This window comes from Martelella sp. FLE1502 (assembly GCF_053484255.1).
Genome location: NZ_JBAKFQ010000034.1, coordinates 15,110 through 36,344 on the forward strand (window position 1 = coordinate 15,110; position 21,235 = coordinate 36,344).

The window sequence follows — 21,235 nt, forward strand, 5'->3', positions numbered from 1 at the left end:
TCAGAGCCCCTTGAGGAATGGGTTGTTGCGGCGCTCTTCGCCGATGCGGCCGCCCGGGCCGTGGCCGCAAATGAAACCGACATCGTCGCCCAGCGGAAACAGCTTGTCGCGGATCGAGGCCAGCAACGTGTCGTGGTCACCGCCCGGCAGATCGCTGCGCCCGACCGAGCCATGAAACAGCACATCGCCGACATGGGCGAAATTCTGGGCGCGGTTGAAGAAGATCACATGGCCGGGCGCGTGGCCGGGCGTGTGATAGACCTCGAACACATGCGCGCCGAAACCCACCGTTTCGCCCTCGGTCAGAAACCGGTCGGGAAAGCAATTGCGCACCATGCCCGCCATGCCGAAGCGCTCGGCGCTTGCCTCGATGTTTTCCAGAATGAAACGGTCGTCCTCATGCGGACCGATGATTTCCAGCCCCAGGCGCTCCTTCAGCTCCATCGCGCCGCCGGCATGGTCGAGATGACCATGGGTCAGCCAGATCGCCTTCAGCGCAATGCCGTTTTCCTCCACGGTCTGGATGATGACATCGGCATCCCCGCCGGGATCGACCACGACGCCCTCGCGCAAGTCGGGATCGAACAGCACGGTGCAGTTCTGCTGAAGTGGGGTGACGGGTATGATCCCGGCCTGGAGCTGCGCCATGAAACTGATATCTCCCTTGCGGACGGTCGCCGCCAACGGCTTCCATTTCGCCCGCGTCCGTTTTAAACCTGATACGATATCTATGTCAGACTGGATTTGATTACAAAAGCCCGGCGGGCGAAAGGAAGCAGGCTTTGGGAGTGAAACATCAGGCGATCATGCCCGAACAGGCGCCCGAGAGCGGGGTTTCGGACCTGGCGGTGGTCGAACTTCTGTTTTTCGCCTATCGCGACTTCACCGCCGATCCGGATGCGATCCTCGGCGAGATCGGCTTCGGCCGCGCCCATCACCGGGTCATCCATTTCGTCGGCAGCCGGCCGGGGATGAGCGTTGCCGACCTTCTCGATATCCTGCGCATCACCAAGCAGAGCCTCGCGCGCGTCCTGAAACAGCTGATCGACAGCGGCTATATCCGCCAGACGGCGGGACCGGAGGACCGTCGCCAGCGCCGGCTGTTTCTGACCGGCGAAGGCGAGCGGCTGCGCGCGGAGCTGCTTTCGCCGCAATTGCGGCGCATCGACAGGGCCTTCGCGGCAATGGGCGAGAACGAGCGCCGCGCGGTCGGCGAATTTCTGACACGCATGTGCGATCACGATCCCCATGCCGGCGTCGAGGCCTTGCCGCAGAAAGGGGAGGAAGCATGAGCGAAGCCAGAGCGGTCGATGATGACGCGGCCCACCTTCTGATTGTCGACGACGACACCCGCATCCGTACGCTGCTCAAGCGCTATCTGGGCGAGAACGGCTATCGGGTTTCCACGGCCGCCGATGCCGCCGAGGCGCGGCGCAAGCTGGAAGGGCTCGACTTCGATCTTCTCGTGCTCGACGTGATGATGCCGGGCGAGGATGGCGTGTCGCTGACCCGGCACCTCAGGGAAATTCGCCCGGTTCCGGTGCTACTTCTGACGGCGAAGGCGGAGGCGGATGCCCGCATCGCCGGTCTGGAGGCCGGCGCCGACGACTACCTGGTCAAGCCGTTCGAGCCGCGCGAGCTTCTGCTTCGCATCAGCAATATCCTGCGCCGCGCCGACACGCCGAAGACGCCGGTGATCGAACAGGTGGTGTTCGGCCCCTACTCCTTCTCGCTCGCGCGGCGCGAACTGAAGAAAGGCGCGACGCCGATCCGGCTGACCGAACGCGAACAGGACATTCTGGCCATGCTTGCCGAAAAGGCAGGCGAAACGGTTGCGCGCTACGATCTCGTCAGCAGCGCCAGCGAGATCAACGAGCGCACGATCGACGTGCAGATCAACCGGCTGCGCCGCAAGATCGAAAACGATCCGGCGAACCCGGTTTATCTTCAGACCGTACGCGGAATCGGCTACCGCCTGAGCCGGGATTAGGACCCGACATTGAAACTCTGGCCCGCAAGCGTTCAAACGGCCTGTGAAAGAGCGGCGCACGCCCTCAGACGACGCACGCGCGAACTTGAGCGGCTGCCCGGGCTGCGCCATGTCGCCGGCGCCTACAAGGTTATCGCCCGCTGGACCCATCACCGGCTTCCGCGCGGCCTGTTCGCCCGCTCGCTGCTGATCATCATCATCCCCATGCTGCTGCTGCAGGCGGTGGTCGCCACCGTGTTCATGGAGCGCCACTGGCAGATGGTGACCCGCCGGCTTGCCGATGCCGTCACCGGCGATATCGCGGCGATCATCGACCTGATCGACGCAACCGGCGACGAATATGAAAGCGAGATCATCTCGATTGCCGCGCGCGACATGGGTCTGAGGGTTGCCTTCGAGCCGGGCGCGAAGCTCCCGCCGCCGCTGCCAAAGCCGTTTTTCGGCCTGCTCGACCAAGTGCTGGCGGAGTTGATCTCGGCCAAGATCGGCCGGCCGTTCTGGATCGATACGCTCGGCGATTCCCGCTTCGTCGAAATCCGCATCAAGCTCGATGACGGCATATTGCGCATCTTCGCGCGCCGTTCGATGACCTATGCCTCGAACACCCATATCTTCATTCTGTGGATGGTCGGCACCTCGCTGGTGCTGATCGGGATCGCGACATTGTTCCTGCGCGGCCAGATCCGGCCGATCCTGAAGCTGACCCAGGCCGCGGAGGATTTCGGCAAGGGTCACCGCTCCGAGGTGCCCTACACACCGCGCGGGGCGATCGAAATCCGGCGCGCGGGCCTCGCCTTCATCCTGATGCGCGAGCGCATCGAGCGCCAGATCGAACAGCGCACCACCATGCTGAACGGCGTCAGCCACGATCTGCGCACCATCCTCACCCGCTTCAAGCTGCAGCTCGCTCTGATCGGTGACAGTCCGGAGGTAGAGGCCCTCAACGAGGATATCGAGGAAATGCAGAAGATGCTGCAGGGCTATATCGACTTCGCCCGCGGCGACGCGGAGGAAACCACCGGCACGGCCAGCCTCTCGGCGCTGTTCCGCCGCCAGCAGGAGGATTTCGAGCTCTCCGGCAAATCGCTGCATTATGTGGTGATCGGGCCGGACGAGGTGACGGTCAGGCCCAACGCCTTCGCCCGCCTGATCGCCAACCTCGCCTCCAATGCCAAACGCCATGCCGACAGTCTGGAAATCACCGCCGAGCACGGCGAGAAATGGCTGACCGTCACCTTCGACGATGACGGGCCGGGTATTTCCCCGGAGATGCGCGAGGAAGTGTTCAAGCCGTTCCTCAGGCTCGACAACGCCCGCAACCTCGATTCATCCGGCACCGGCCTCGGTCTCGCCATCGCGCGCGACATCGCCCGCTCCCACGGCGGCAACGTCACCCTCGGTGACAGCCCGCTCGGCGGCCTGCGGGCCGTGATCAGCATCCCCTGCTGAAACAAAGAGCATCTCTTCTGAGCCCAAGCCGGTTTGCGGCGGATGCCGCAAAAAAACCACAATTGTTAAGCCGCGCTATTGACCTGACGGTGCTGTTTTTCAAAAGTCTGTTTATGAAAAACTCACGCACGGCACTCCGGCGGCATATTGCCAGTCTGGCCGAAATACCCCGAATGCTGAATCCCTCCGCGCTTCCGACACGGTGGGATGGCGACGCTCCGGAAATTCGCGATGCCCGGCGGCAGATCGCGATCCAGGATTTCTTCTACAAATCCCTGCCCCCTTTCGGCCTCCCCTCCTGCCTTCTCGACGGCGAGGGCAGCGTGCTTCTGGCGGACGGGCAGACCGGTCCGCTACCAGAGCGCTTCGACCTGTCGGAAAGTGACCAAGAGGGCTTTGCATTCAAGGAGCATGCCGGCCGGCTGGTCGTTCTGCTCGCGGTCAGGCATTACTGGCCGGAAGCGCCGGAGGGCGCCGACTGGCTGGCTCTGGAGATCGACCGCCCGTTCTTCGAGACAAATACGCCACTCCACAGCGCGGGACTGACGGCAAGCGAGTATCAGTTGATCGCGCAATTGCTTGGCGGCTACGACCTCAGGGAAGCCGCCGACCGCCTTGGCGCTTCCTATGATACCAAGCGCAAGCAGTTGCAGGTCGTTTTCCAGAAATTCGGCGTCACCACCCAGGCTGCGCTGACGCGGGCGATCTCGTCCCGGCTGATGAGCTATTTCATCGCGACCTTTTCCGGCGGCAGCAATCCCGCTCCCGAGCGCAAATTGCTCGCCCGCCACTTTGGCGGCAAGGTCAGGGTACATTCGGTGGCGCTCGAAAGCGGCGCCGAACTGCCGATATGGGAATTCGGCGATCGGCGCGGCAAGCCGTGCCTGTTCTTCCATGGCCTGATTTCACCCACCCTGTTCTGCAAGGACAAGATCGAGATCCTGCGCAGAAACGGGCTGCGCTGGCTGGTCACGCCCCGCTTCTTCACGGAGGGACTCGATCCGTCGGATCCGGTCGGTTTTCTTGAGAACCACACGCAGGCGGTCGCCGAAACCGTCCGCCATCTGGTCGACGAGCCGGTGACCTGCGTCGCCGTCAATTCCGGCGCGTCATGGGCGACCCATTTTGCCGCGCGCCATCCCGACCTTGTCGAGAAGCTGGTGATCGCGGGCGCGCCGTTTCCGCCATCCAGCGCCGCCCCGGCATCGGAGCGCAGCATGCAGGCCGCCCTTTCCAGCGCGATAAGACAGAGGCCGATCGTGCTCGGGGCGATCGTCAAGGCCTACGCAGCGCTTGCCCGTTCACCCGCCCTTGCCGCAAGGGCTTATCGCCATGCCTATCGCGACGCCCCCGCCGACCTTGCCGCGATCGACTATGCCATTGAAGCCGGCTGGGCGCTTTCCTGGCTGCGCCTGATCGGCGAGCGCTCGACAGCGAGTGTCGTCGCCGATCTTGCGGTCAACCAGCGCGGTTGGGACAGCGAGATCGCCGAACTGCCGATGCCGATCCGGCTGATCCAGGGCAGCGATGATCGGATGTCGCCGCCGGCAGCGATTGAAGCGCTGGCCGAAACAAATCCGAACGCCAGTCTGGAGGTCATAGCTGGCGCGGGCCACCATGTCGCGGCAAGCTGTTTCGAGCACCTTGCCGACACACTCGCCGCCGACGAGTTCGCGTCGGAACGGACCACCGTTGCCGCAACCATGGACGGAACTGTCCCGAGCCTAACCGGCGCACCCGTCATACGCTGAACGCCCGACTGTCACGACGGCTCGCTAGGCGCCGCCGCCGGCAAGGGTGCACACATCAGTTTCTGCCGGGCCCTGGCCATCTGAATCTTGAACATCGCCTCCTCGCGCTTCAGCCGCGCCTCCGCCAGCGCCGCCTCGCCGGCGCAACGGCTGGCCTTCGGCGCGGACGAAAGCGACGCGCGGGCCGTCGCAATCGCCCCATCGGCGGAGGCGAGCGCGCGGCGCGCACCGGCGGTGTTCAGAAGGGTCTCACTGTAGCGGTTCAGAAACGCGCGGTGATTTTCCCGGGCGGCGAGAATCGTCTGCAGCAGGTTGAGCCGCGCGCGATCGGTGATGCGCAGGCTGTCGCCCTGGTCGATCAGCGGTAGCACATAGCCCACCAGAAACTGGAGGCTCAGGCCGCCATCCTGACTCATGAAGGTCGGCAGGGCTGCGGTGAGCTTGGTGAACCGCGATTTACGCGCGAGCTCCAGTTGCGCGCCGGCGGCCTCGACCAGCAGGTTCTCGAGGTCCTGGCTACCCGATTGCGCGAAGCAGGCCTCGCCATCATCTGCGGAAACCTCCGGCAGTTTCGAAAGCGCGGGCAACACCGGACGGGACGCCCTCACCTCCGCTCCGCCGATCGCAAGCCCGGCAAGCGCCAGCACCTTGCTCTCCTCGGTCACCATCGCCATGGCGATGGCATCGGCCTCACTGCGGACGGCGGAAATCTTTGCCGTCATGGCATCAAGCTCGGCCTCGGAGATCGTACCGAGCTTCTGTTCGACGCGCATGGTCCTGGCCTGACAGGAAAGCGCATCCGCCTCCAGCAGCGCGTGCCGGCGCTTGAAGTCCATCTCGCTCAGCGCGCCATAGGCCGAAAGCAGCGAGGCGAGCGCGTTGCGATAGGCGAGCTGATATTGCACCGGGATGAGCTTTTCCGCGATTTCGATGTTGTCGCTGTCGAGCCCGAGCAGCGCATAGGCGATATCCCAATTGACGCCGAGCACGACATTGGCGTTGTCGGTGATGCCGTTCCTGCGGTCATAGGTAACGAAGTCCCGGGCTTCAACCGAAATACGCGGAAACCGCCGGGATTTCGTTTCATCCAGCGTCAGTTCCGCCTCCGCCCGTTTGAGCCGGGCCTTCAGCACATCATGGCCGCGCTCATCCGCAAAGGCGACAAGCTCGACCGGTCCGAGCGAGGCGTCTGTCGCGGGCGTCGGCGGGGGACTGTCGATCTGCTGTTGCAGGACGTCGATATCCGCGCTCGTCTGCTTCAGCCCCGGAGAGGCGCAGGCGGCAAGCGCCAACGGCAAGGCCAAAGCAGCCCACCGCACAGATCCGGAAAGGCGGCGTCTATTCGGCAACGACATCACCACTCTTCAGGCCAGACAGAACACGCACATAGCCGTCGGAAACCTCGCCGAGCTGAAGTTCGACGAGCTCGGTTTCGCCACCCTCAACCCGCAGCGCATAGCTGCGGCCGTTCTGGAATTGAACGGCGCTTGCCGGTATCGCCGGCGACGGCGCGCCGACCGGCTTCGTGAATGTGCAAATGGCCTGCCCGTAAAGGACATCCTCATGCCCATCGGCCAAAAACGCGATAGCGACCTCATACTCGTAGCGGCCGCGCTTCTGTTCAATGGGATCGTCCACGAGGCGTTTCGAGACGATCTCGGCTGCAACCGGTTGACGCTCATCGCCAAAGCGCACGGTCACCGCCGCGCCGTCAACGACATTCATGTCGCTGTCGCCGATGCGGAACACCGCGCCGTAGAGATCGGACTTGACCAGCGAGGCGATCGGCGCACCCCGGCGCACCGCGCCGGCGCCGCTTTCGACAAGCTGCGGGTCGGCCCATATGATCCTGCCGCTTTCTGGAGCCAGCAGGGCGCCGCTTTCCTTTTCCCGCGCAATATCGGCAAGCCTTGCCTCGGCGAGCGCAAGATCGTGCTTCATCTGATCGATATCGAGTTCGGCTTGCGCCTGATCCAGTACTCTCTGGTGTTCAAGCCGGGCGCGCTCCGCTTCGGCTTCGTCAAGTCTCAGGCGCGTTTCCTCGAGCCGCTGCGGGGCGATTTGGCCGTCCGCCTCCAGCGCCTGCATTTCAGTGAGCTTCTGTTCCAGCCGCGACTGTCGGCGGCCCTGTTCGTCCCTCTCGATTTGCCACATCGCATCGGTCTGTTCGCGGTACGGGCCGGATTTGAAGGCGAGCCGGGCATTGAGGCTGTCGATATCGGCGGCAAGCCGGCGCTGCTCGCTTTCGAGTTCCTCGGTTTCGTATCGAGCAATCACCTGCCCCTTTTCAACCTCCGCACCGTCGTCGACGAGGAGTTCCAGCAGTCCGTCGGCCGGCGCGGAAAGCGCTTTCGGCGCGCCATATTCTATATGGCACTGACGTACCACGCGTTGGACGAAGGCGCGCTCGGTTATCGCCACGGTCGTCTGCCCGAACCCGTTCCCGGTTTCGCGGCCCTCCCCGCCCGGCCAGCCACCGCCCTGAACGGCCCACGCGGCAGCGCCCGCGAATGCAATGCCGACAATGGCGACCCCTATGGCCTTACCCGGCAGCGACATTTGCGGTGCTCCTCTCTGTTTCAGCCATCAGCTTTCCCTCAGAACGGTGGCCGGATCGGTTCGCGCCGCATTGAGCGCCGGCACGATGCCTGCGATCAGGGTAACGACAAAGAAGCCGGTCACCGCGCGCGCGATCGGCCCGAGCGCGATGCCCGAGCCGGTGATGCTGCCCGCGACGAAATAGCGGCTGAGCGGTTGCTGCAGGACATCGGCCAGAATCATGCCGCCGACGATACCGACAACGAGCGCGAGCACCGCAATCAGGACCGTCTCCTGAACGATTTCAACAACAATTCGGGCGCGCGTGGCTCCCAGCGTGCGCCTGATGGCAATCTCGCGCCGTCGTTCGGTGACCGAAAACGACATCAGCGCGGCGATCGACACGCCGCCGATCATGAGAATGATGGCGCTGAGGCCAACCGATATCGCCATGGCGATGAATTTCAGCTCGCGGGCCTGCTCGATGATCGGCGCGCTCGACCAGAAGGTCAGCCGCGACACGTCGAAGACCAGCGAAAGCAGGCCCTTGAGGCGCGGCTCCGGCAGGCTTTCCGCCGGTCCGGTGACCAGGAAGTTGAAATTGCCGGAATCGACCTGTTCGAAGGAATCCTCCCTGTCGGCAATCAGCAGGGAGCGCGAAAGCTCGGCAAAGGGCGGTCGGACCGGGGCATGGAAATGCCCGGCAACCCGGCAGGCCTTTCCCTCCACCCAGACCGTGGACCCGCCGCCAAGGCTTTCGGCGAGCCCGCTGCCCACAAGACAGCTATCCTGCATCAGGCCGTCCGTCTCGAACCCGGCCGGCATATCGGTCGTCAGACCGGTCTGGCGCGCAAAGCCGTCACCGACGGCATAGGCCTTGGCAAGCTGCACGGACCCGCCGCCTTCGACTGTGACGGGAAATATCCGGAATGCGGTGACGGTGAAGCCCGGCGGCAGCAGGCCGGCAATCAGTTCCGGCCCGATGCGGGCAAGCCCTTCCGGATCGAACGCGCCATCGGTCATCGCGTCGACCTCGTAATTGGCGCCGCTGACGACGAAGGTTTCGGAATTGTCGAGTTCCAGCAGCGTGTCGAAATGCCGGAGCGCATTGCTGGACAGGGCATAATTGGCAATGGTTCCGCTCAGCGTCATCGCCAGGGTCACCACGGCGAAGGCAAGGCGCGCCAGCCCGAAGGACCTGAGTCGGGCGATGATCGGCTCAAACGGCAACAGCATGACACCGTCCGCCGGAGAGCTTCAGCACCCTTTCGAAACGGCGCGCGTGATCGAGGTTGTGGGTAACCATCACCAGGCCGCAGCCCGCATCGCAGTTCTCTATGAGCAGGTTCAGGATGCCCTTGCCGGTTTCCTCGTCGAGATTGCCGGTCGGCTCATCGGAAAGAATGAGCTCGGGCCTTGTCACCAAGGCGCGGGCCAGCGCCACGCGCTGCTTCTCGCCACCCGAAAGGCGACTTGCGCGCATGCGGGCGCGCGCGGAAAGCCCGACCCTTTCGAGCTCCTCTCCGGCGCGCCGCAACGCCGTCTGCCGCCCGTAGCCATTGTAGCGCAGCGGCAGGGCTACGTTCTCGAGCGCGCTGACGTGTTCGATAAGGTTGAAGCCCTGAAACACGAAGCCGATGCGCTTGCGCCTGAACCTGGTCTTGCGGCTGTCGGAAATGGCGGTCACGTCGATGCCCGATATCGCCACGCTGCCCCGATCCGGCGTGGACAGCGTCCCCAAAATCTCGAGCAGCGAGGACTTGCCCGAGCCCGACGCGCCGATAACGCACAGCCGCTCGCCGGCATCGAGCGTGAGGTCGATGCCTTTCAGGATTTCGATTGTTTCGCCCGCGGAAACAACGGTCTTGCTGACCCCACAGACGTCCAGCAGACGCTCAGCCATTGACCACCAGTCCCGAGAGCGGCCGAACCGCGCTCAAACGGTCCGACCCCGATGACGGACTATTATTGGCAGCCGAACTGCGCGTACATTTCGTTCGCCAGTTCCGCCGTCTGCTCATAGGCGTTCCAATACTCCTCCGCGCCGGCCGTACCGTATTTCTGAACCGCCAGCTTGTATTCATTGTAATAGGAGCGGGCGGCATCGCAGTGGGAGGCCACCTGGATTTCCACCGGTGCGCCGCTCGTGGTCGTGCAGGAGCTCGGGCACTTCAGGATCGATGATTTGGGCGTGCCGCCGCCAGAGGAGGAGTAACCGTCGTCGGAATCCGAATCCGCCAGGTCATCAAAGGTGGAGCCGGTACATGCCGCCAGAAAAACGATCGGAATCAGGCAAAGTGCTGTCTTGAGTTTCGGCATTGAAAAGTCTTCCCTCGTAGATGCGAGGCCGGACACCCCGCGCTATTGCAGAACGCATCGCCTCTCCGCGACACAGGGGGAAAGAACTAACGGCTGCGCCGACGCCAAGCGCCCCCCATTTGGGGGGATTGGCCGAATTTGGTGGAGAATTTGACGCTTCCGGCGGCTATTTTCAGAAGGTGACCGTAGCTGCCGGCTTTCGGATAGAGCGCGGCAGGATCAGTTCTTTTTGGCTATCGACGCAAGCTTGCGCGCCGTTGTAGAACCCCGCTGCGCCGGCTAAAACCGGCATTCAGATGAGGCCCAGCACATGACCCAAACCGTCTCCGCCATTGTCGACTGGGGCACCAGCTCGCTTCGCGCCACCCTTGTTGCGGACGATGGCCGCGTGCTGGACAGACGCGAAAGCCGGAATGGCGGCATCCAGTTCGTGGAAGGCGGCGCGTTCGAGGCGGCGCTGATGGCGGCGATCGGCGCGTGGTTTGAGGAGCACGGTCCCTTCCCGGTCACCGCCTGCGGCATGATCACCAGCCGCAGCGGCTGGATCGAGGTGCCGTATGTCGATGCGCCGGCGGGCCTTGCGGAACTCGCCGCGGGCGCGAAACGCATCACGCTCCAAAACGGCGCGACCATGACCTTTCTGCCGGGCCTGCGCGATCCGGCGGCAAAGCCGTTTCCTGACGTCATGCGCGGCGAGGAAACGCAGATCGTCGGCTATGGCCTGGCGGAAGACCGCACGCTGGTGCTCCCCGGCACCCACAGCAAGTGGGCGCGCATCGAAAACGGCCGCATCGCCGCCTTCCAGACCTATGCCACCGGCGAAATCTATGCCCTTCTCACCCGGCATTCGTTCATTGCCCGCGCCACTGAACCCGCAGCGGGCAGCGAACCGGCCTGGTCGGCCTTCGATCGCGCGACGGAATTCGCCGCAAGCAATGAGCCCGCCGCCGACGCCCTGCTTTCGGCCGTCTTCAGCGCCCGCAGCGGCATTCTGGCCGGCGCGCTGCAGCCCGAAGAGGTCGGGGATTATGTCTCGGGCCTGCTGATCGCCTCGGAATTCCGGCAGGCGCGCGCCGCCGGCTGGCTGCGTCCCGGCGAAGCGATCGGCATCATCGGCAATTCGGCGCTGGGCGAGCGTTACGGGCGCGTCGCGCCGCTTTTCGGCCTTGCGATCAAACCCGGCCCGGAGGATGCCGCCACACTGGGCGTCCAGCGCATTACCGGCAAACAGCCCTCCACGGAACAGGAATGAACGACATGAATTTCACCGAAGCGCTTGAAGCCTGCAATCTGATCGCGATCCTGCGCGGTATCCGGCCGGAGGAAGCGGAGCCGATCGGCGAGGCGCTGATCGAAGCCGGCTGGCGCATCATCGAGGTGCCGCTTAACTCGCCCGAACCGCTGAAGAGCATCGAGAAACTGCAAGCCCGTTTCGGCGACCGCGCGCTGATCGGCGCCGGCACCGTGCTGACGCCTGCCGAGGTTGCTGATGTGGCCGCCACCGGCGCGCGCGTCGTCATCTCGCCCAACGCCAACCCGGCCGTGATCGAAGCGACCGCCGCGCGGGGCATGATCAGCCTGCCAGGCGTCGCCACGCCGACGGAAGCCTTCGCCGCCATCGCGGCCGGCGCCACCGGCATCAAGGCCTTCCCCGCCGAGGCCATACCGCCTTTCGTCATCAAGGCCTGGAAAGCCGTCCTGCCGAAGGACATCCCGGTCTTCGCCGTCGGCGGCGTGACTCCGGACAATATGAAGCCCTATGTCGAGGCCGGCGCATCCGGCTTCGGCATCGGCGGCGCGCTCTACAAGCCCGGCGCGGATGTCGCGGCGATTGCGCAAAAGGCGAAGCAGTTCATCGAGGCCATGCACCGGATCTGATGCAGCCGGGACGCGGCGACGACACAAAAGAAAGGTACACCGATGGTCGAAACGGCTCAAAACACCAAGGCGAAGATCACGCTGATCGTCCTCGGCGGCACGATCACCATGACAGCCGACGCCGGCGGCGGCATCACGCCGAAACTGAGTGCGCAGGCGCTGGTCGACGCCGTGCCCGGTCTGGCCGAGATCGCAAAAGTGGAGCCGCTCTCGCCGTTCAAGTTACCGAGCGCATCGCTCACGCTCGAGCAACTCGGCGAGGTGGCGCGGACTGCCAGGCGTGCGGTGGAAGACGGCGCTTCCGGCGTGGTGGTCGTGCAGGGAACGGATACGATCGAAGAAACCGCTTTCGCGCTCGACTGCATGTGGGGAGAGGCCGCCCCGATCATCGTCACCGGCGCGATGCGCGGGCCGGAAGCGGCCGGCGCCGATGGTCCTGCCAATATCCTGGCCTCGGTCATCGCCGCGTCTTCCGACGAAGCCCGTTCGCGCGGCGCGCTGGTTGTGATGAATGACTGCATTCACACCGCCCGCGCCGTGACCAAGGCCCATACCGGTCTTTGCTCGGCCTTCACATCAGGCGCGATCGGCCCCGCCGGGGAAATCATGGAGGGGCGGACCTTCTTCTTCGCGCCGCCCTCGCCGCGCCGGCTTCCGGCCATCGCGCCTCCCTCGGCGCCCGTGCCGCCGATCGCGCTATTGAAGCTCGGGCTGGGCGAAAATGCGAGGCTCGTCGAGGCCCTGGCCGGCCTTGGCTACAAGGGCGCTGTCATCGAGGCGATGGGCGCGGGCCATGTGGCGGAACGATTGTCGGAGCCGCTCGGCGCGCTGGCCGCGACCATGCCCGTGGTGCTTGCCAGCCGCACCGGAAACGGTCCGGTGTTCAGCAACACATACGGCTACAAGGGCGGCGAGATCGACCTGCTTTCGAAAGGCCTCATCAGTGCCGGCAGGCTCAGCGGTCTGAAAGCACGACTGTTGCTGCAGCTTGTTCTTGCAAGCGGCGGCGGTCGCGAGGATTGCGCTTCCGCCCTCAAGGCGGCGTCGCACGGATAGAACAATCATTTCACGGGGGCGCTTGCGCTCCCGCCGCGAGTATCGGATATTCGCGGCAATGCCCCGCCCGCCGGCGGGCAATTTCAGGAGGTGCCAGATGACCGTCCCATTCCGTATTGCCTTTCCGTTCGCCGCGATGCTTGCGCTCGCCGGCTGCCAGACGGCCGCGCCGGAAACCCCGGACGAGATCATGCTCGATCAGGCTGCCCGCGCCGAACTCGGCGCCGCGGACTGCCAGTCCTATGGCGGCCTGCGCGCCACCCGCCGCCTCAACGACGCCGCCGACGCGACCTTCGCCAAGGCGCTTCAGGCGGGCGCCACCGAAGCCGACATCGAAGCCGCGCGTCTGCGCGCCCGTCAGCAGGCCGACCAGTACCAGACCCTTTACGGCAATCGCGGCGCCTGCGACCGCCTGATGCAGTTCCCCGACGGTTATACCCCGCCGGATTGACCAGTGTTTGGGTATTTACGGAGTAGTGGAGGAATTGAACGCGATCGCTCCGACGCTATCGGCCCAAGTTGTGCGGTAACTGCATGACGGTTGAATTTCTGAATCTCATGAACGATTGCTTCCGCCTGCTATAGCCTATGAGCATGACAGGGGATCGCCAAAGCTCTCGCGCTGTCACATGCAACATCTTTCATCCAGCGTGCGCCTCCGACCAGTCTTAACACAAAGCCGGACGAAATATTGACGGCCATGGTCGTCTCTCCGGCGGACAGAGGTGTACGGGAAGCACTCCGTGGGCTGGAGCATCGGCGCCTTCTTCGAAAAGGTCGCCGAAACCCGGCCGAAACTATCGGGAAACAAATCCCTGAGACACGCGTTGACTTGCCTCAGACAGATCGTGCCTCGCGCGGATTTGATCGTTGGAGAAGCCAGGGCGGTTATCCAGTACATAGAAATCGTCTTGACAATCGCGTTTGGAGAACGCCATTTGAAGCCATCCAAGGTCTTCAGGCCGGACATATTTCAATTTATCAAATATTCATTTTAAATAAATTCGCTCATAAATAAACAAAGATTTGAATATAGGGTCGGAAACTAATGTCGCTATACGTTAAATTTCTTTCGAATTTGGGTCGGAAGAAAAAAATTTCGATTCAGCTCGGCGTTGATGCTAGCTTGATCATCCTTTCGTTTATTGGCGCGATTTTTTTTCGACTTGAGAAATTTGATTTTCTTCAGAAGTATGAAGCTTGGCTCTCCCTTGTCGTCACAGCCTTCATAACCCTGTTTGCACTTCACTATTTCGGGCTATATCGCGTACTGGTCCGTTTCATTACCGGAAAAATCCTCGTCATCATCGGCAAAGGCGCACTTGTTGCGGCGATCTCTCTTTACCTTTCAGGTATTGCCTTCAATGCAGGCTTTCCCCGCTCCGTACCAATCATTTTTGCGCTACTGGTTTTTCTATCCATCGGCGGATTGCGGTTCGTTGTGCGATCGCTTTTCCGAAGCCCCAATCAGTTGCGAAAGCGTCCCGTTATCATTTATGGCGCGGGCGATGCTGGCCTTCAGCTCCTGAATTCTCTCTTTCACGGCAGAGACTATGCGCCGATCGCGCTTGTTGATGACGATCCTCAACTGCAGAATCTAGCGGTCGGCGGACTGGTGGTGTATCCCCCCAGGGAAATCCCTCGCCTCCTCGAACAAACGGGCGCACAAGTCATCCTGCTGGCGATACCCAGCATGACCAGAGCCCGTCGCCGGGAAGTTGTCAGTTCACTTGAAGATCTTCACGTGGAGATCAAGACAATTCCGGGGATATCAGAAATCATCAGCGGAAAGGCTGAGATATCAGAGCTTCGCACGGTGAGCGCTGAGGACCTTCTCGGCCGCGACCCGGTTAACCCGGATCCCGAGCTACTGCGAAAGGATATTACCGGCCGTGTGGTCATGGTTTCCGGCGCTGGCGGATCGATCGGCAGCGAGCTTTGCCGTCAGATTCTGAATCAGGGGCCCTCGGTGCTGGTGCTTTACGAAATTTCCGAGTTCGCGCTCTACACGATCGAGGCAGAGCTTTCGGGGCTGGCTGCAAGAACGGGATTACCCACGCGGATCGTGCCGATTTTGGGTTCTGTCCAGAATAGTCGTCAATGTGAGCGCTCCATAAGGACTTTCGGCGTGGAAACCATTTACCACGCTGCAGCGTATAAGCATGTTCCGCTCGTCGAAGAGAACGTTATCGAGGGCATAAAGAACAACGTCCTGGGTACCTTGATCCTTACTGAAGCGGCCAAAAATTGCGGTGTCGAAAACTTTATTCTCATCTCCACGGATAAAGCCGTTCGACCGACCAACATCATGGGCGCGAGCAAGCGGATTTCCGAGCTTATCTGCCAGGCCCACGCGCGCGAATTGCCTTCGCCCGTGTTCTCCATGGTTCGGTTTGGAAATGTGCTTGGTTCATCCGGATCAGTCATTCCGCGTTTTCGCGCGCAGATCGAGAGCGGCGGTCCGGTGACGGTCACCCACAAAGACATCAATCGCTATTTCATGACCATCCGCGAAGCTTCACAACTGGTCATCCAGGCTGGCGCGATGGGCAAAGGCGGCGATGTTTTCGTGCTCGATATGGGCGAGCCGGTGAGGATACTGGACCTTGCCATAAGCATGGTTAAGCTGCACGGTCTGACCCCTTATCTCATCGACAGTCCCGACCAAATCTCTCTGGAGAAAGGCGATATTCCGATCTGCATCACGGGTCTGCGAAAAGGCGAAAAGCTCTACGAAGAACTACTCATCGGCAATAACCCCCGCCCAACCGAGCATCCGCGCATTCTCACGGCGTCAGAAGTTTCGCTTCCTCTGGACAAACTCACAAAATCATTGGACCTTCTGCTGAAGGCCTGTGACCGGTTTGATCTGCCAGCGATCATCTCTATCCTTCACGAGTTGCCGCTGGACTATACTCCGCTGGACGATGGCATATCCGACACCTTGTGGAATGCCGCAAAAAGCATCGAAGTGAGAGGAGGAACGCTGAAGATCGAAGGAGACGCGCGTGAATTCAACGCCTAAGAAAAATCGTCGCCTTGGCGGAAGGATTTTTCGTCGAGCGTTGCATGGCTATTTTCTCATGTCCCGGGGCCTGACCCTCGGCGTCCGTGCGATTGTCCGCTCAAATGACGGTAAGTTCCTGCTCGTCAGGCATACCTATACACCCGGCTGGCATTTTCCGGGCGGCGGCGTTGAAAAGGGAGAACCAGCCATATCCGCCTTGCAGAACGAGCTAAGACAGGAAACCGGTCTGAATATCTCCGGAAGGCCAATCCTGCACGGGATATTCCACAATATCGTCGTGAGCAAGCGTGATCACGTTCTGGCGTATATATGCGACGTGGACGGTACTTTGTCGAATAGACCCGAAAGTATGGAGATAGCCGAAATCGCATATTTCGATATCGACAGCCTGCCTCAAGACACAGACGCAGGCACGATCAGGCGTATGCATGAAATTGTCCACGGCGCAAAGACGAGCGAAGCTTGGTAGTCGATTTTCACTGCGGTTACGGCTCGATCGACGGCAGGGCGCTCGCGGCTTTTTGTGGTACGCAATCACCGTCGCCAACAGGCAAACAGGTTCATGCTGGACGAAACAATCGATACTGAACGCATTTATGCGCTGTGGGACGAACTGGCGGATTTCGAGGCGTCGCGCATGCCTGAGGCGCGGGTGCACCTGCTAACCGTCGTCAGTGATATGATCGACGCGCGCCAGGCGGACTGGATCGGCGCCGTGCGGCTTGCGGACAATATGCACCGCGATCCGCTTTTCGGCTGGCGGCCGCGCAGCCTGTCGGCCCTTTATCCAGACGCGGAAACCGCGCGGACCATCCAGGAAGCCTTCGCCCTGATGGAAAAGGGCGAGCCCGATATCACCACGATCCGCAATGCCGAGCTTGCCGGCCAGTTCCGGGTGTTCATGCTGGATGAACTTGCGACGCCTGAATGGTTTGAAAGCTATTCCTACAAGACCTTCTATCGCGGTCTGGACCGGCTGGATTCGATCTGGGTGGGCATTCCCATCAATGCCGATGCCGAAATCCAGATCGGCTTTCACCGCACGCTCTCGCAACCGCGATTTACAGAGCGCGATCGGCGGGTTGTGACGCATGTCCTGCGCGGCATCCGCTGGTTCTACCGCCTGCAGATGCTCTCGGAGGGGATCGGGGTCGCATCCGAACCCCTGACGCCCATGGAAGGCAGGGTATTGCGCGACCTGCTGCAAGGGCTCTCGGAACGCCAGATCGCCGAAAACAACGGACAGAGCCCCCACACCGTTCATGATCACGTCAAGCGGATCTACCGGAAATATGGCGTTTCGAGCCGCGCGTCATTGATGGCGCTTTGGCTCGGCCGGCCCATACCCCCCTAAACAGGGGATTCCAAACGCAGGACGGCTGTTCGATAAGCTTTCGCAAAAAAGGGTCTCGTCCAATCCGGTGCGCTCGCCACCTTCATCAGGCTGGATGCAGGAGAGGGCCCCTTATGCAACGATCCATATGGGGGAACCATGCGTCAAACGGCCCTTTCAGAGCATCCCGGTTTCTGGGCGACAAAGCGCCTGAAGTTGCTTGCCCTGCTTGACGATAAAAAAACGGAGGTCAGGCTTCCGCGAACATCGCACAAGAGCGGACCTCCCCCGCACCCGGTTGCCTCGTGGTGGGGTTTTCTCGCCTGCAGTCCGCTCGCGATCGGCTGCCTTTTCGCGGGTACCGACACCGCGCTGGCGCAAACCGCGGAACGGATCGAGCAGACGGTTGCCGGACAGACGACCATTCTCGAACGGTTCACCCCGCCGCAGCGCATCGGCACGGTCGATATCAAGGTTCAGGATCAGCGCAAGCGCACCCCCGAAAAGGATGCCGCCGCGATCCGCTTCACGCTCAACTCCCTGACAGTCGAGGGTGCTGTGACATTGCCCGGCATGGCGTTTTCCGATCTCTGGCAAGGCATGACCGGCAAGGTCATCACGCTAGCCGATCTCTATCGCATCGCCGCGGAGATCGACGCCCGCTATCTGAACGCGGGCTATCTCGCCATGACCGTCGTGCCGGTCCAGGACTTTTCCTCCGGCACGATCACGCTCCGCGTCTATGAAAGCTATGTCGAGACGCTGGAAGTCAACAGCGCCATTCCGGGTATCCGCGAGCGGCTCGCGCCCTATATCGACCGGATCATCGCCATGCGGCCGATCCGGATCAAGGAGGCCGAGCGCATTCTGCTGCTGATGAGCGACCTTGGCGGGCTCGATATCGAGGGCACGCTGATCCGGCCGGAGACCCCGCAGGGCGGCGGAATATTGCGCCTCGACATCGGCTTCGATCGCGCCTCGGGCGCCGTCGGGCTCGACAATCTCGGGACCGATGAGGTCGGCCCGCTGGAGCTTTCCGGCAATGTCACCGTCAACGACATGCTGGGGCTTTTCGACACGGCAAGCCTTGTCGGCGTGACCGTACCCAACACGCCGCAGGAAATGATCTTCCTGCAGGCATCGCAGGACATCCCGATCGGCTTCAACGGCCTCTCCGCCGGATACGATCTCTCCTACATCACCCAGAAGCCAGGCGGCGACCTGAAGGCCGACGACATTCATATCGAGTCCGTGATCGGCACGGCGCGGCTCGACTATCCCTTTATTCGCACCATCGACCAGAGCCTTTTCGGCAGGATCGAGGTCAATCTGCGCAATGACCGCGTCGATGTCATGGGCGCGCGGGCGGCGCGCGAGCAGACGCGCTGGGCGGCCATGTCTCTCACCTATGACCGGCAGAACGGCGATACCGCCTTCCTCACGACGGCGGAATTCGGCCAGGGTCTGGGGCAGGAAACCGCCCTGCCCGATGTGCCGGAGGACTATCGCTTCGCGCGACTGAACTTCGACATCGCGCATGATCTTGGCGCCGGCACGGCCATCCGGCTACGCAGCGCTGGGCAGTATTCCGCAACGCCGCTGCCTGCGGCAGCGCAGTTCTCGCTCGGCGGCGATCCCTATGGCTGGGCGTTTGACGGCGGCACATTGTCCGGGGCCAGCGGCGCGGCCGCCGCCCTTGAGCTCAGCCATGATTTCGAGACCGGCTGGTCGGCGCTTCCGGGGCTGACCTGGACGACCTTTGCCGATTATGGCGTAGTCTGGAATGAAGAGGCGAGCGCCGATTATGCCCGCGATGCGCTCGGCTCGGTCGGCATGGGCGTCAGCGGCATGCTTGCGGAAAAGATGAGTTTTCAGTTGATTGCTGCCGTGCCGTGGTACAGTCCCGACAATGGCGAGGATGAGGGGCTCAGGGTTTTCTTCCGGCTCGGGCTACCGCTCTGACGCGGGGTTGACCGCATCGGCATCCAACAACACGACGTTCCGGCTGCGCCGGTGATTAGAACGAGGAGAGGTTTTCCATGTCACAGTTCAAGGCTTCGCGCCGCCATTTCCTGACCACGGTTTCGCTGGCATCCGCCTCGCTCGCCTTGCTCTCGCTCCCCGCGCTTGCCGACATGCTGCCGCCGTCGCGCACATCCGGTGTCCCGGTCCCTCCCGGACAGATCGACAAGGCGGTAGCGGCGCTGGACGGCATTGTCGAAGACATCAAGGCCCGCAGCGGCGTGCCGGGCATCGCTGTTGCCGTAGTGCATGGCGGCGAGACCGTCTATGCCAAGGGATTCGGCACGCGCGATGCTGATGACGCATTGCCCGTCACACCAGACACCGTGTTCCAGCTTGCCTCGCTCTCCAAATCCGTCGGCGCGACGGCTGTCGCCCGCCAGGTCAGCCGCGGCGTGGTCTCCTGGGACAGCCGCATGCAGGACCTGCTGCCGTGGTTCTCGCTCTCCGATCCGGCGGTGAGCGAAAGGCTGACGATCGGCGACCTCTACAGCCACCGCTCCGGCCTGCCGGACCATGCCGGCGACGAACTCGAGGACCTCGGCTTCGACCGCCAGACCATTCTCGAACGGTTGCGGCTCCAGCCGCTTTCGCCCTTCCGCACCAGTTATGCCTATACCAATTTCGGCCTGACGGCGGCGGCCGAGGCTGTTGCCGATGCATCCGGCATGGCATGGAGCGATCTTGTGCAGGAGGCCGTATTCGCGCCACTCGGCATGACCGAGACCAGCGCGCGTTTCGACGATTTTATGGCGCGGGAGAACCGCGCGACGCCCCATGCCAGAACCGCAGACGGCTTTCAAGCACTCTACCAGCGCGAGCCCGATGCCCAATCACCGGCGGGCGGCGTCAGCTCTTCGGCCAATGACATGACAAAATGGATGACAATGGTGCTCGCCGATGGCGGCGACCTAATCCGGCCGGAAGCCCTGCAGCCGGCGATCAGCCCGCAGAGCTTTTCCAGCCGGCCGCACAGCCCCGATGAGCGCGCGGGCTTTTATGGCTATGGCTTCGGCGTCGGCACCGATCCGAGCGGCCGGGTGATCCTCAGCCATTCCGGCGCCTTCATCCTGGGCGCGGCCACCTATTTCGCGCTGATCCCCTCGCTCGATGTCGGCATCGTGGTGCTCTCCAACGCCGCCCCGGTGGGCGCGGTTGAAGCGATCGGCGCGAGCTTTACCGATATGGTGCAGACCGGCAGCGTGACCCGCGACTGGTTCTCGGGCTACGAAGCGCTGTTTGCCGGTCTTTACACACCGCTCGGCGAAACGGCAGAAGAGCCGTTCCCGCAGGCAGCTGCGGCTCCGCCCCCCGCAAGCTATCTGATCGGCCGCTACAGCCACCCCTATTTCGGGACCGTCGAGGTGGCCGAGGACGCGACCGGCGACCTCGTCCTTCTTGTCGGACCCGAACCAGAGGCGTTCCAGTTGATGCCATGGGACGGCGCGATGATGGTGTTCGACATCGACACCGAGAACGCCCCCGAAGGCTCCCGCTCCGCCGCCACGTTCTCGGGCGGCCCGGACAAGGCCGAAACGCTGGAGATCGAACTGTTCGTCATGGACGGCCCTGCACGGTTCGAACGGATATAGAGCCGTTCACGGCGGATTACTCTCGGATGCAGTGTCGGTCGGCGCTATAACATACCTGCCCGTTCCCAATGCTATGCGTTTACGGGCCGTGGATATTCCGCGCGAAGGCAAGGAAAAAATCGCATACCGGAATGCCGAAAAGCTGTTCGGCATGAAGGTCTGGCACCGCCGTCGCGAACAACCGCGTCGCAGAAAATCCGCCAGACTGTCGAGGCTGGACGGCGCTTGTCTCCTGAAAAGCAGAGAATTGTTCAGTCGTTGGTTTTACCTTTGCGTTCC

General features: G+C 62.5%; 19 protein-coding genes. 13 read left to right on the forward strand and 6 right to left on the reverse strand.

Features of this window, described 5'->3' with window-relative positions:
* Positions 1 to 648: an MBL fold metallo-hydrolase gene (locus V6767_RS20745; RefSeq protein ID WP_448475199.1), complete on the reverse strand. Its 648-nt coding sequence runs from the start codon at positions 646 to 648 to the stop codon at positions 1 to 3.
* A 158-nt stretch (positions 649 to 806) separates the two neighbouring features.
* Between V6767_RS20745 and V6767_RS20750 the strand changes: the two genes are divergently transcribed.
* From V6767_RS20750 to V6767_RS20765, 4 genes are all read left to right on the forward strand, one after another.
* Positions 807 to 1,292, forward strand: a complete 486-nt coding sequence (locus V6767_RS20750; protein WP_448475225.1) for a MarR family winged helix-turn-helix transcriptional regulator — start codon at positions 807 to 809, stop codon at positions 1,290 to 1,292.
* Entirely contained in the window at positions 1,289 to 1,990 is a 702-nt protein-coding gene (locus V6767_RS20755) for a response regulator (protein WP_448475200.1), read from the forward strand. Before V6767_RS20750 ends, V6767_RS20755 begins: the two co-directional genes overlap by 4 nt.
* A gap of 102 nt (positions 1,991 to 2,092) precedes the next feature.
* Positions 2,093 to 3,439, forward strand: coding sequence for an ATP-binding protein (locus tag V6767_RS20760; RefSeq protein ID WP_448475226.1), 1,347 nt, complete (start codon positions 2,093 to 2,095; stop codon positions 3,437 to 3,439).
* A gap of 173 nt (positions 3,440 to 3,612) precedes the next feature.
* Entirely contained in the window at positions 3,613 to 5,190 is a 1,578-nt protein-coding gene (locus tag V6767_RS20765; RefSeq protein ID WP_448475201.1) for an alpha/beta fold hydrolase, read from the forward strand.
* 11 nt (positions 5,191 to 5,201) lie between these two features.
* On the opposite strand, the gene V6767_RS20770 is transcribed toward V6767_RS20765, so the two are convergent.
* The 5 genes from V6767_RS20770 to V6767_RS20790 form a co-directional block, all read right to left on the reverse strand.
* Positions 5,202 to 6,494, reverse strand: a complete 1,293-nt coding sequence (locus V6767_RS20770; protein WP_448475202.1) for a hypothetical protein — start codon at positions 6,492 to 6,494, stop codon at positions 5,202 to 5,204.
* A 34-nt stretch (positions 6,495 to 6,528) separates the two neighbouring features.
* Positions 6,529 to 7,749: an efflux RND transporter periplasmic adaptor subunit gene (locus tag V6767_RS20775; RefSeq protein ID WP_448475203.1), complete on the reverse strand. Its 1,221-nt coding sequence runs from the start codon at positions 7,747 to 7,749 to the stop codon at positions 6,529 to 6,531.
* A 27-nt stretch (positions 7,750 to 7,776) separates the two neighbouring features.
* Positions 7,777 to 8,964, reverse strand: a complete 1,188-nt coding sequence (locus V6767_RS20780) for an ABC transporter permease (RefSeq protein ID WP_448475204.1) — start codon at positions 8,962 to 8,964, stop codon at positions 7,777 to 7,779.
* Positions 8,948 to 9,631 carry an ABC transporter ATP-binding protein gene (locus V6767_RS20785; protein ID WP_448475205.1) on the reverse strand — a complete coding sequence of 228 codons (684 nt, stop codon included), beginning with the start codon at positions 9,629 to 9,631 and terminating at the stop codon, positions 8,948 to 8,950. The genes V6767_RS20780 and V6767_RS20785 overlap by 17 nt, the downstream gene beginning before the upstream one ends.
* Before the next feature lie 62 nt (positions 9,632 to 9,693).
* Positions 9,694 to 10,047, reverse strand: coding sequence for a hypothetical protein (locus V6767_RS20790; RefSeq protein WP_448475206.1), 354 nt, complete (start codon positions 10,045 to 10,047; stop codon positions 9,694 to 9,696).
* A gap of 310 nt (positions 10,048 to 10,357) precedes the next feature.
* On the opposite strand from V6767_RS20790, the gene V6767_RS20795 reads away from it, so the two are divergent.
* The 9 genes from V6767_RS20795 to V6767_RS20835 all read left to right on the forward strand — a co-directional run bounded on the left by V6767_RS20795 (position 10,358) and on the right by V6767_RS20835 (position 20,956).
* Positions 10,358 to 11,299: a 2-dehydro-3-deoxygalactonokinase gene (locus V6767_RS20795; RefSeq protein WP_448475207.1), complete on the forward strand. Its 942-nt coding sequence runs from the start codon at positions 10,358 to 10,360 to the stop codon at positions 11,297 to 11,299.
* Positions 11,296 to 11,925 carry a 2-dehydro-3-deoxy-6-phosphogalactonate aldolase gene (locus V6767_RS20800; protein WP_448475208.1) on the forward strand — a complete coding sequence of 210 codons (630 nt, stop codon included), beginning with the start codon at positions 11,296 to 11,298 and terminating at the stop codon, positions 11,923 to 11,925. The genes V6767_RS20795 and V6767_RS20800 overlap by 4 nt, the downstream gene beginning before the upstream one ends.
* Before the next feature lie 42 nt (positions 11,926 to 11,967).
* Positions 11,968 to 12,981, forward strand: coding sequence for an asparaginase (locus V6767_RS20805; RefSeq protein WP_448475209.1), 1,014 nt, complete (start codon positions 11,968 to 11,970; stop codon positions 12,979 to 12,981).
* 97 nt (positions 12,982 to 13,078) lie between these two features.
* Positions 13,079 to 13,432 carry a hypothetical protein gene (locus V6767_RS20810; RefSeq protein ID WP_448475210.1) on the forward strand — a complete coding sequence of 118 codons (354 nt, stop codon included), beginning with the start codon at positions 13,079 to 13,081 and terminating at the stop codon, positions 13,430 to 13,432.
* A 597-nt stretch (positions 13,433 to 14,029) separates the two neighbouring features.
* On the forward strand, positions 14,030 to 16,006 hold the full coding sequence (locus V6767_RS20815) for a polysaccharide biosynthesis protein (protein WP_448475211.1): 1,977 nt from the start codon (positions 14,030 to 14,032) through the stop codon (positions 16,004 to 16,006).
* Positions 15,990 to 16,478: an NUDIX domain-containing protein gene (locus tag V6767_RS20820; protein ID WP_448475212.1), complete on the forward strand. Its 489-nt coding sequence runs from the start codon at positions 15,990 to 15,992 to the stop codon at positions 16,476 to 16,478. Before V6767_RS20815 ends, V6767_RS20820 begins: the two co-directional genes overlap by 17 nt.
* 93 nt (positions 16,479 to 16,571) lie before the next feature.
* Complete coding sequence (locus V6767_RS20825) at positions 16,572 to 17,363, forward strand: response regulator transcription factor (protein ID WP_448475213.1); 792 nt, start codon at positions 16,572 to 16,574, stop codon at positions 17,361 to 17,363.
* Between the two features lie 138 nt (positions 17,364 to 17,501).
* A complete protein-coding gene (locus tag V6767_RS20830; RefSeq protein WP_448475214.1) occupies positions 17,502 to 19,304 on the forward strand; it encodes a ShlB/FhaC/HecB family hemolysin secretion/activation protein in 1,803 nt (600 codons plus the stop codon).
* A 77-nt stretch (positions 19,305 to 19,381) separates the two neighbouring features.
* Positions 19,382 to 20,956, forward strand: coding sequence for a serine hydrolase domain-containing protein (locus tag V6767_RS20835; RefSeq protein WP_448475215.1), 1,575 nt, complete (start codon positions 19,382 to 19,384; stop codon positions 20,954 to 20,956).
* The last annotated feature ends 279 nt before the right edge of the window (positions 20,957 to 21,235 follow it).